We start from the raw sequence: 10,427 nt of genomic DNA on the forward strand, positions 1-10,427 counted from the left end.
GCGCGAGCGCGTCGGCCTGATCACCCTCAACCGGCCGCAGGCGCTCAACGCGCTGAACAGCCAGCTGATCGCAGAACTGAACCAGGCCCTCGACCGCCTGGAGGCCGACCCGGAGGTCGGCTGCCTGGTCATCACCGGCTCGGCCAAGGCCTTCGCCGCCGGCGCCGACATCAAGGAAATGGCCGACAAGGGCTTCCCGCAAATCTACCTGGACGATTTCTTCGCCGCCGCCGACCGCATCGCCGCGCGGCGCAAGCCGATCATCGCCGCAGTGGCCGGCTACGCCCTGGGCGGCGGCTGCGAACTGGCGCTGATGTGCGACTTCATCTACGCCGCCGACACCGCCCGCTTCGGCCTGCCGGAGCTGAGCCTGGGGGTGATCCCCGGCATCGGCGGCACCCAGCGTCTGACCCGCGCGCTGGGCAAGGCCAAGGCCATGGAGCTGTGCCTGACCGGCCGCCAGCTGCATGCCGAAGAGGCCGAGCGCGCCGGCCTGGTGGCCCGCGTGCTGCCGGCCGCCGAGCTGCTGGAACGCACCCTGGAAGCGGCCCGCGGCATCGCCGGCAAATCCCTGCCGGCGGCGATGATGATCAAGGAATGCGTCAACCGAGCCGAGGAGATCGGCCTGGCCGAAGGCGTGCGTTTCGAGCGCCGCCTGTTCCACTCGCTGTTCGCCAGTCACGACCAGAAGGAAGGCATGCAGGCCTTCGTCGCCAAGCGTGCGCCGAACTTCCGCCATCACTGAATCGCTGCCGCCACCCTCATCTACGGAGTATCCACCATGCATATCGGATTTCTCGGCCTCGGCAACATGGGCGCCCCCATGGCCCGCAACCTGCTCAAGGCCGGCCACAGCCTGACCGTCTTCGACCCCTTCACCCAGGCCGTCGCCGCGCTGGTGGAGGCCGGCGCCAGCGCCGCCGCCTCGCCCACCGCGGTGGCCAAGGCCGGGGTCGAGGTGATCGTCACCATGCTGCCGACCGCCGCCCACGTGAAACAGGTCTACCTGGGCAAGGACGGCCTGCTGGCCCATGTCGGCCAGGGCGTGTTGCTGATCGACAGCTCCACCATCGACCCGCTGAGCGCCCGCGAGGTGGCGACCCTGGCCACCGCCCAGGGCAATCCCATGCTCGATGCACCGGTTTCCGGCGGCACCGGCGGCGCCGCGGCCGGTACCCTGACCTTCATGGTCGGCGGCTCGGTCAGCGTGTTCGACCAGGCCTTGCCGATCCTCTCGGCCATGGGCAAGAACGTGGTGCACTGCGGCAGCGCCGGCAACGGCCAGGTGGCCAAGATCGCCAACAACATGCTGCTGGGCATCTCCATGGTCGGCGTCGCCGAAGCCATGGCACTGGGCGTGGCCCTGGGCATGGATGCCAAGGTGCTGGCCGGCATCATCAACACCTCCAGCGGTCGTTGCTGGAGCTCTGAGGTGTACAACCCCTTCCCCGGCGTGCTGGACAACGTGCCCGCCGCACGCGGCTACAGCGGTGGCTTCGGCAGCGACCTGATGCTCAAGGACCTCGGCCTGGCCACCGATGCCGCACGCCACGCGCGCCAGCCGGTGCCGCTCGGCGCCACCGCCCAGCAGCTGTACCAGACCTTCAGCCTGCAGGGCCATGGCGGCCTGGACTTCTCCGCGATCATCAACCTGTTCCGTCGGGAAGCCTGAACATGAGCCAGGAGCAAGCGGTACTGGCCGAGGTGCGCAACGGCATCGGCCATCTGACGCTGAACCGCCCCGAGGGCCTCAACGCCCTCGACCTGCCCATGGTGCGCCTGCTCTGCCGCCACCTGTGGGCCTGGGAGCAGGACCCGGCGATAGTCGCCGTGGTCCTGCGTGCCGCCGGCGGCAAGGCCTTCTGCGCTGGCGGCGACATCCGCATGCTGTACGAGAGCCAGCGCGCCGGCGACAACCAGAACGTGCTGTTCCTCGAAGAGGAATACGCCCTCGACGAATACCTGCACGGCTACGCCAAGCCGGTAGTGGCGCTGATGGACGGCTACGTGCTCGGCGGCGGCATGGGCCTGGCCCAGGCCGCCTCGTTGCGGGTGATCACCGAGCGCACGCGGATGGGCATGCCCGAGGTCGGCATCGGTTTCTTCCCCGATGTCGGCGGCAGCTACTTCCTGCCACGCCTGCCGGGCGAGCTGGGTGTGTACCTGGGTGTCACCGGCGTGCAGGTGCGCGCCGCCGACGCGCTCTACGCCGGCCTGGCCGATTACTGCCTGGGCAGCGAGCGGCTTGCCGATCTGGACACCCGTCTCGACCAGCTGCATTGGAGTGCCTCGCCCCGCGAGGACCTGCGCGCACTGCTCGCCGAGCTGGCCACCGTGCGCATCCCCGGCTCCGAGCTGAAGGCCCTGCGCCTGGCGATCGACCAGCATTTCGCCCTGCCCGACCTGCTGGCGATTCGCGACGCGCTGCGCCGGGAGAATCGCCCGGAGCTGCGCGACTGGGCCGAGGAAACCCTGCGCGTACTCGACAGCCGCTCACCGCTGGCGATGGCGGTGACCCTGGAGCTGCTGCGCCGCGGCCGCTACCTGAGCCTGGCCGACTGCTTCGCCCTGGAGCTGCACCTGGACTATCAGTGGTTCGCCAAGGGCGACCTGATGGAGGGCGTGCGCGCCCTGATCATCGACAAGGACAAGCAACCGCGCTGGAACCCGCCCACCCTGGATGAACTGGCGCCGGCGCGGGTGCAGGCCTTCTTCAACGGCTTCCGCCCGGCCTCCGGCAAGCCCCTTCGCACCGCCTGAGCGCAGGAGAACATGATGAACGATCTGCAACTGACCGAAGAACAACGCATGATCCGCGACATGGCGCGCGACTTCGCCCGCAGCGAGGTGGCGCCCCACGCCCAGGCCTGGGAGCAGGCCGGCTGGATCGACGACGCCGTGGTGGCGCAGATGGGCGAACTAGGTCTGCTCGGCATGGTGGTGCCGGACGCCTGGGGCGGCAGCTACACCGACTATGTGGCCTATGCCCTGGCCGTGGAGGAAATCTCCGCCGGCGACGGCGCCCTCGGCGCGCTGATGAGCATCCACAACTCGGTGGGCTGCGGGCCGCTGCTCAAGTATGGCAGCGCGGCCCAGCAGGACGCCTGGCTGCCGGCGCTGGCCAGCGGCCAGGCCATCGGCTGCTTCTGCCTGACCGAACCGCAGGCCGGCTCCGAAGCCAACAACTTGCGTACCCAGGCGTTGCTGCAGGACGGTCACTGGGTGCTCAACGGCGCCAAGCAGTTCGTCAGCAGCGGCAAGCGTGCGCAGCTGGCCATCGTCTTCGCCGTCACCGATCCGGCGCTGGGCAAGAAGGGCCTGTCGGCCTTTCTGGTGCCGACCGACACGCCCGGTTTCGTGGTCGAGCGCAGCGAGCACAAGATGGGCATCAAGGCCTCGGACACCTGCGCGGTGACCCTGCAGGACTGCCGAATTCCGCAAGACAACCTGCTCGGCGAGCGCGGCAAGGGCCTGGCCATCGCCCTGGCCAACCTCGAGGGCGGGCGCATCGGCATTGCCGCCCAGGCCCTGGGGATCGCCCGCGCGGCCTTCGAGGCGGCGCTGGGCTACTCGCGCGAGCGCGTGCAGTTCGGCAAGCCGATCGCCGAGCACCAGAGCGTGGCCAACCTGCTGGCCGACATGCACACCCGGCTCAACGCCGCGCGCCTGCTGATCCTGCATGCCGCGCAGCTGAAGAGCGCCGGCCTGAGCTGCCTGTCGGAGGCCTCGCAGGCCAAGCTGTTCGCCTCGGAAATGGCCGAATGGGTGTGTTCCAAGGCCATCCAGATCCACGGCGGCTACGGCTACCTGGAGGACTTCCCGGTGGAGAAGTACTACCGCGACGCGCGCATCACCCAGATCTACGAGGGTTCCAGCGAGATCCAGCGGCTGCTGATCGCCCGCGAGCTGGCGCACTACCCGCTCTGACGCAACGGCGGGCGCCACGCACCCGCCCTTCTGCCGAACCTGCCGCGGAGTTGTCCGTGCTCGACCTGCCACCGGCGAGGCGCTGCGCAATCTCGGCGACCTCGCTACATCCATCGCCAGCACCACCCTGGAGCAAGCCCACGTGAGCGAAGATATCAACCAGAACGTCACCCAGGCCGAGGACCGCGCCCCGGAGCAGTTCCGTGTCTAGCCCGGTGGCACGCCCGGCGCCGCGCAGCAAGGCCGGAATACGCTATCAGGATGCCCAGCGCGCGGCGCTGGAGCTGTTCGCCGAGCGTGGTTTCAGTCGCGTCGGCATGCGCGACCTGGCCGCCCACATGGGTATTGCCGCAGGCTCGCTGTACAACCATATCGAGAGCAAGGAAGCGCTGCTGTTCGAGTTCATCGAGGAGTTCTACAGCGCCCTGACGCTGGGCGCCGAACAACTGCTCAAGAGCCAGCCCGAAGCAACAAGTCGGCTGCGCGCGCTGCTCGAACGCCACCTGCAGCTGCACCAGAGCATGCCCCTGCACTTTCGCCTGGCCGAATACGAGCTGTGCTGCCTGCCGCCCGAGCCGCTGGAGCAGATCCTCGAGCTGCGCGAGCGCTACGAACAGCACTGGCTGCAGGCAGTGGCGCCGCTGTGCGGCCAGGTGCCCGACGCTGTCCGTCGCGGTGCGGTACGGGCCATCGTCTCGCTGCTCAACCAGCTGCCGGCCTGGACCCAGGCTGCCTGCGACGAGCCCGCCAGCCGCCTGCGCCTGCAGCAGGAGATGGTCCTGGGCGCGTTGGCTGGCGCGCTTGGCATGGCCGTTCACGCCTTCTGACGGCATCGTCCGCACTTGACAGGGGTGCTTCTCCAGCTTTACGTTAACGTAAAGGTAAACGAGAGCACCCCGATGCCCACCACCTACTCCATCTCCGACCTGGCCCGCGAACTGGACGTAACGCCGCGCGCCATCCGCTTTTACGAGGAGCAAGGCATGCTCGCCCCCGAGCGCCGCGGCCAGGAGCGCATCTTCAGCCCCCGCGATCTGGTCACCCTGAAGCTGATCCTGCGCGGCAAGCGCATCGGCTTTTCCCTGGCCGAGTGCAAGGAGCTGATCGACCTCTATGACCCCAGCAGCGGCAACCGCAAGCAGCTGGAAACCTTCATGGACAAGATCGCCGCACGCCGCGCCCAGCTCGAGCAGCAGTTGCTGGACATCCGGCAGATGCAGCTGGAGCTCGATACCGCCGAGGAGCGCTGCCTGGCAGCCCTGGCGGAAACCGACATGTAGGGTGCGTCGCGCCCCCAACCGACCCGGTGCGCACGGCGCACCCCAAGACAACAAAAGGTGTCCCATGAGCTACCCCACCCTCAACTTCGGCCTCGGCGAAACCATCGACATGCTGCGTGATGCCGTCCACCACTTCGCCCAGGCCGAGCTGGCCCCGCGTGCGGCGCAGATCGACCGCGACAACGAGTTCCCCATGGACATGTGGCGCAAGTTCGGCGACATGGGCCTGCTGGGCATGACCGTGGAAGAGGAATACGGCGGCACCAACATGGGTTACCTGGCCCACGTGGTGGCCATGGAAGAGATCAGCCGCGCCAGCGCCTCGGTCGGCCTGTCCTACGGCGCGCATTCGAACCTGTGCGTCAACCAGATCCGCAAGAACGGCACTCACGAGCAGAAGCTCAAGTACCTGCCCAAACTGTGCTCCGGCGAGCACGTCGGCGCCCTGGCCATGAGCGAGCCCAACGCCGGCTCCGATGTGGTGTCGATGAAGCTGCGCGCCGAGAAGCGCGGCGACCGTTACGTGCTCAACGGCAACAAGATGTGGATCACCAACGGCCCGGACGCCAACACCTACGTGATCTACGCCAAGACCGACATCAACGCCGGCTCGCGCGGCATGACCGCCTTTATCGTCGAGCGCGACTTCAAGGGCTTCTCCCGCCATCAGAAGCTGGACAAGCTGGGCATGCGGGGCTCCAACACCTGCGAGCTGGTGTTCGAGGACTGCGAGGTGCCGGAAGAGAACATCCTAGGCAGCGAAGGCGGCGGCGTGCGCGTGCTGATGAGCGGCCTGGACTACGAACGCACCGTGCTCTCCGGCGGCCCCACCGGGATCATGAGCGCCTGCATGGACGTGGTGCTGCCCTACGTGCACGAGCGCCAGCAGTTCAAGCAGTCCATCGGCGAGTTCCAGCTGGTGCAGGGCAAGCTGGCCGACATGTACGCCGGCATGAACGCCTCCAAGTCCTACCTGTACAACGTCGCCAAGGCCTGCGACCGCGGCGAGGAATCGCGCAAGGACGCCGCGGCGGTGATCCTCTACACCGCCGAAATGGCCACCAGGATGGCCCTGGACACCATCCAGCTGCTCGGCGGCAACGGCTACACCAACGAGTACCCGGCCGGCCGCCTGTTGCGCGACGCCAAGCTCTACGAGATCGGCGCCGGCACCAGCGAGATCCGCCGCATGCTGATCGGCCGCGAGCTGTTCAACGAAACCAAGTGATCGCGGGAACGCCCCGTAGGGTGCGCCGTGCGCACCAAAACAACGGCATGGTGCGCACGGCGCACCCTACAGACGGTAGCCAGAAATCGGAGCGCCCCAGATGGCCATCCTGCATACCCAGATCAATACCCGCTCCCCGGAGTTCGCCGCCAACAGCGCGGCCATGCTCGAGCAGGTCGCCGACCTGCGCGCCCTGCTCGCCCGCCTGCACGAAGGCGGCGGCGAGAAGGCCCAGGCGCGCCACACCGCGCGCGGCAAGCTGCTGCCGCGCGAACGCATCAACCGCCTGCTCGACCCCGGCTCGCCGTTCCTGGAGATCGGCCAGCTCGCCGCCCACGAGGTCTACGGCGAAGAGGTGCCCGCCGCCGGGGTGATCGCCGGCATCGGCCGGGTCGAAGGCGTCGAGTGCATGATCGTGGCCAACGACGCCACGGTAAAAGGCGGCAGCTACTACCCGCTGACCGTGAAGAAGCACCTGCGCGCCCAGGCCATCGCCCGCGAGAACCGCCTGCCGTGCATCTACCTGGTGGACTCCGGCGGCGCCAACCTGCCGCGTCAGGACGAGGTGTTCCCCGACCGCGAGCACTTCGGCCGGATCTTCTTCAACCAGGCCAATATGAGCGCGCTGGGCATCCCGCAGATCGCCGTGGTGATGGGCTCGTGCACCGCCGGCGGTGCCTATGTGCCGGCGATGAGCGACGAGACCATCATGGTACGCAACCAGGCCACCATCTTTCTCGCCGGCCCGCCGCTGGTAAAGGCCGCCACCGGTGAAGTGGTGAGCGCCGAGGAGCTGGGCGGCGCCGATGTGCACTGCAAGACCAGCGGCGTGGCCGACCACTATGCCGACGACGACGAGCACGCCCTGGCCCTGGCCCGGCGCAGCATCGCCAACCTCAACTGGCGCAAGCTCGGCCAGCTCGACGCCCGCGCGCCCATCGCCCCGCGCTACCCGGCCGAGGAGCTGTACGGGGTGATCCCGGCGGACGCCAAGCAGCCGTTCGACGTGCGCGAGGTGATCGCGCGTATCGTCGACGACTCGCAGTTCGATGAATTCAAGGCGCTGTTCGGCACCACCCTGGTGTGCGGCTTCGCCCGCATCGACGGCTACCCGGTGGCGATCCTGGCGAATAACGGCATCCTCTTCGCCGAGTCGGCGCAAAAAGGCGCGCACTTCGTCGAACTGGCCTGCCAGCGCGGCATTCCGCTGCTGTTCCTGCAGAACATCACCGGCTTCATGGTGGGCAAGAAATACGAGGAAGGCGGCATCGCCAAGCATGGCGCCAAGCTGGTCACCGCCGTGGCCTGCGCCCAGGTGCCGAAGTTCACCGTGATCATCGGCGGCAGCTTCGGCGCCGGCAACTACGGCATGTGCGGCCGTGCCTACGACCCGCGCTTCCTGTGGATGTGGCCCAACGCCAAGATCGGCGTGATGGGCGCGCAGCAGGCCGCCGGCGTGCTGGTGCAGGTCAAGCGCGAGCAGGCCGAGCGCGCCGGTCAGCACTATTCGGACGAGGACGAACAGCGCCTCAAGCAGCCCATCGTCGAGCAGTACGAGAAGCAGGCGCACGCCTACTACTCCAGCGCCCGGCTGTGGGACGACGGCGTGATCGACCCGGCGCAAACACGCGAGGTGCTGGCCCTGGCCCTGTCGGCCAGCCTCAATGCGCCGATCGAGCCGACCCGTTTCGGTGTGTTCCGCATGTAAAACTCGCCGTAGGGTGCGCCGTGCGCACCATAACCTCGGCAATTGGTGCGCACAGCGCACCCTACAGGATCGACCATGACCGACTTCACCACTATCGAGCTTGCAAAAGACCCGCGCGGCTTCGCCACCCTGTGGCTCAACCGCCCGGAGAAGAACAACGCCTTCAACGCCGCGATGATCCGCGAGCTGATTCTTGCCCTCGACGCCGTCGGCGAGGACAGGAGCCTGCGCTTCTTGCTGCTGCGCGGCCGCGGCAAGCACTTTTCCGCCGGCGCCGACCTGGCCTGGATGCAGCAGGCCGCCGAGCTCGACTACAACGCCAACCTCAGCGACTCCCGCGAGCTGGCCGAGCTGATGTACAACCTGGCCGCCCTGAAGATCCCCACCCTGGCCGTGGTGCAGGGCGCGGCCTTCGGCGGTGCGGTGGGCCTGGTCAGTTGCTGCGACATGGCCATCGGCGCCGAGGACAGCCTGTTCTCCCTGTCCGAAGTGCGTATCGGCCTGGCCCCGGCGGTGATCAGCCCCTTCGTGGTCCAGGCTCTGGGCGAGCGCGCGGCCAAGCGCTATGCGCTGACCGCCGAACGCTTCGATGGCCACCGCGCCCGCGAGCTGGGCCTGCTGGCCGAAACCTGCCCGGCCGCCGAACTTGATGCCCAGGCCGAGGCCTGGATCGCCAACCTGCTGCTCAATAGCCCGCAGGCCATGCGCGCCAGCAAGGACCTGCTGCGCGAAGTCGGCAGCGGCGAACTGACGCCGGCCCTGCGCCGCTATACCGAGAACGCCATCGCCCGTCTGCGCGTCAGCGCCGAAGGCCAGGAAGGCCTGCGCGCCTTCCTCGACAAACGCACGCCCGCCTGGCAGGAGCAACAAGCATGAACCTCAAGCCTATCGACACCCTGCTGGTGGCCAACCGCGGCGAGATCGCCTGCCGCGTGATGCGCACGGCCAAGGCCATGGGCATCCGTACCGTGGCGGTGCACAGCGCCATCGACGCCACGGCGCGGCATGTGCGCGAGGCCGACCTGGCAGTGAATCTGGGCGGCGCCAAGCCGGCGGAAAGCTACCTCTTGATCGACAAGCTGATCGATGCGGCCAGGGCCAGCGGCGCCCAGGCCATCCACCCCGGCTACGGCTTTCTCTCGGAAAACGCCGGTTTCGCCCGCGCCATCGAAGAAGCCGGACTGATCTTCCTCGGCCCACCCGCCTCGGCCATCGACGCCATGGGCAGCAAGTCGGCGGCCAAGGCGCTGATGGAGGCCGCCGGCGTGCCGCTGGTGCCCGGCTATCACGGCGAAGCGCAGGATATCGACACCTTCCGCCAGGCCGCCGAGCGCATCGGCTACCCGGTGCTGCTCAAGGCCGCTGCCGGCGGTGGCGGCAAGGGCATGAAGGTGGTCGAGCGCGAGAGCGAGCTGGCCGAGGCCCTGGCCAGCGCCCAGCGCGAGGCGCAGTCGTCGTTCGGCGACTCGCGCATGCTGGTGGAGAAATACGTACTCAAACCGCGCCACGTGGAGATCCAGGTATTCGCCGACCGGCACGGCCACTGCCTGTACCTGAACGAGCGCGACTGCTCGATCCAGCGCCGCCACCAGAAGGTGGTGGAAGAAGCCCCCGCCCCCGGCCTGTCACCCGAACTGCGCCGCGCCATAGGCGAGGCGGCGGTCAAGGCCGCCCAGGCCATCGGCTACGTCGGCGCCGGCACCGTGGAGTTTTTGCTGGACGAGCGCGGCGACTTCTTCTTTATGGAGATGAACACCCGCCTGCAGGTGGAACACCCGGTCACCGAGCTGATCACCGGCCTGGACCTGGTGGCCTGGCAGATTCGCGTCGCCCGCGGCGAGGCGCTGCCGATCACGCAGGAACAAGTGCCGCTTAACGGCCACGCCATCGAGGTGCGCCTGTACGCGGAAGATCCGGACCACGACTTCCTCCCGGCCACCGGCACCCTGCAGTTGTACCGCGAAGCTGCCGCCGGCCCCGGCCGGCGTACCGACAGCGGCGTGGCCCAGGGCGATGTGGTCTCGCCCTTCTACGACCCCATGCTCGGCAAGGTCATCGCCTGGGGCGAGAACCGCGAGGAAGCGCGCCTGCGCCTGCTCGCCATGCTCGACGAAACCCTGGTCGGCGGGGTCAAGACCAACCTGGCCTTCCTGCGTCGCGTGCTGGCCCACCCGGCCTTCGCCGCCGCCGAGCTGGACACCGGCTTTATCCCGCGTCACGAGGCGCAGCTGCTGCCGCCGCCGAGCGAGCTGCCGGAGGCCTTCTGGCAACTGGCGGCCGATGC

General features: G+C 68.3%; 10 protein-coding genes. All 10 read left to right on the forward strand.

Features of this window, described 5'->3' with window-relative positions; genetic code table 11:
- A partial coding sequence (locus tag N7333_RS22555; RefSeq protein ID WP_279859411.1) for an enoyl-CoA hydratase occupies positions 1-745 on the forward strand: 745 nt, incomplete at its 5' end.
- A 36-nt stretch (positions 746-781) separates the two neighbouring features.
- Positions 782-1,672, forward strand: a complete 891-nt coding sequence (gene mmsB, locus N7333_RS22560) for a 3-hydroxyisobutyrate dehydrogenase (RefSeq protein ID WP_003239747.1) — start codon at positions 782-784, stop codon at positions 1,670-1,672.
- A 2-nt stretch (positions 1,673-1,674) separates the two neighbouring features.
- Positions 1,675-2,760, forward strand: a complete 1,086-nt coding sequence (locus N7333_RS22565; protein WP_129482317.1) for an enoyl-CoA hydratase/isomerase family protein — start codon at positions 1,675-1,677, stop codon at positions 2,758-2,760.
- Between the two features lie 15 nt (positions 2,761-2,775).
- Positions 2,776-3,927 carry an acyl-CoA dehydrogenase family protein gene (locus tag N7333_RS22570; protein ID WP_129482316.1) on the forward strand — a complete coding sequence of 384 codons (1,152 nt, stop codon included), beginning with the start codon at positions 2,776-2,778 and terminating at the stop codon, positions 3,925-3,927.
- 203 nt (positions 3,928-4,130) lie between these two features.
- Complete coding sequence (locus N7333_RS22575; protein WP_232531408.1) at positions 4,131-4,754, forward strand: TetR/AcrR family transcriptional regulator; 624 nt, start codon at positions 4,131-4,133, stop codon at positions 4,752-4,754.
- A 72-nt stretch (positions 4,755-4,826) separates the two neighbouring features.
- Positions 4,827-5,207, forward strand: coding sequence for a MerR family DNA-binding transcriptional regulator (locus N7333_RS22580; RefSeq protein ID WP_129482315.1), 381 nt, complete (start codon positions 4,827-4,829; stop codon positions 5,205-5,207).
- 64 nt (positions 5,208-5,271) lie between these two features.
- Complete coding sequence (locus N7333_RS22585) at positions 5,272-6,435, forward strand: isovaleryl-CoA dehydrogenase (protein ID WP_129482314.1); 1,164 nt, start codon at positions 5,272-5,274, stop codon at positions 6,433-6,435.
- A gap of 100 nt (positions 6,436-6,535) precedes the next feature.
- The gene (locus tag N7333_RS22590) at positions 6,536-8,143 is read left to right on the forward strand and encodes a carboxyl transferase domain-containing protein (RefSeq protein ID WP_129482313.1); all 1,608 of its coding nucleotides are present in this window, start codon (positions 6,536-6,538) and stop codon (positions 8,141-8,143) included.
- A 75-nt stretch (positions 8,144-8,218) separates the two neighbouring features.
- The gene (locus N7333_RS22595; RefSeq protein ID WP_129482312.1) at positions 8,219-9,019 is read left to right on the forward strand and encodes a gamma-carboxygeranoyl-CoA hydratase; all 801 of its coding nucleotides are present in this window, start codon (positions 8,219-8,221) and stop codon (positions 9,017-9,019) included.
- Positions 9,016-10,427, forward strand: a 1,412-nt coding sequence (locus N7333_RS22600) for an acetyl-CoA carboxylase biotin carboxylase subunit (RefSeq protein WP_279859413.1), incomplete at its 3' end; no start/stop codon positions are given. The genes N7333_RS22595 and N7333_RS22600, both read left to right, overlap by 4 nt.

Origin of the sequence: Pseudomonas sp. GD04158, assembly GCF_029834875.1 — a bacterium.
GTDB lineage: Bacteria > Pseudomonadota > Gammaproteobacteria > Pseudomonadales > Pseudomonadaceae > Aquipseudomonas > Aquipseudomonas hydrolytica.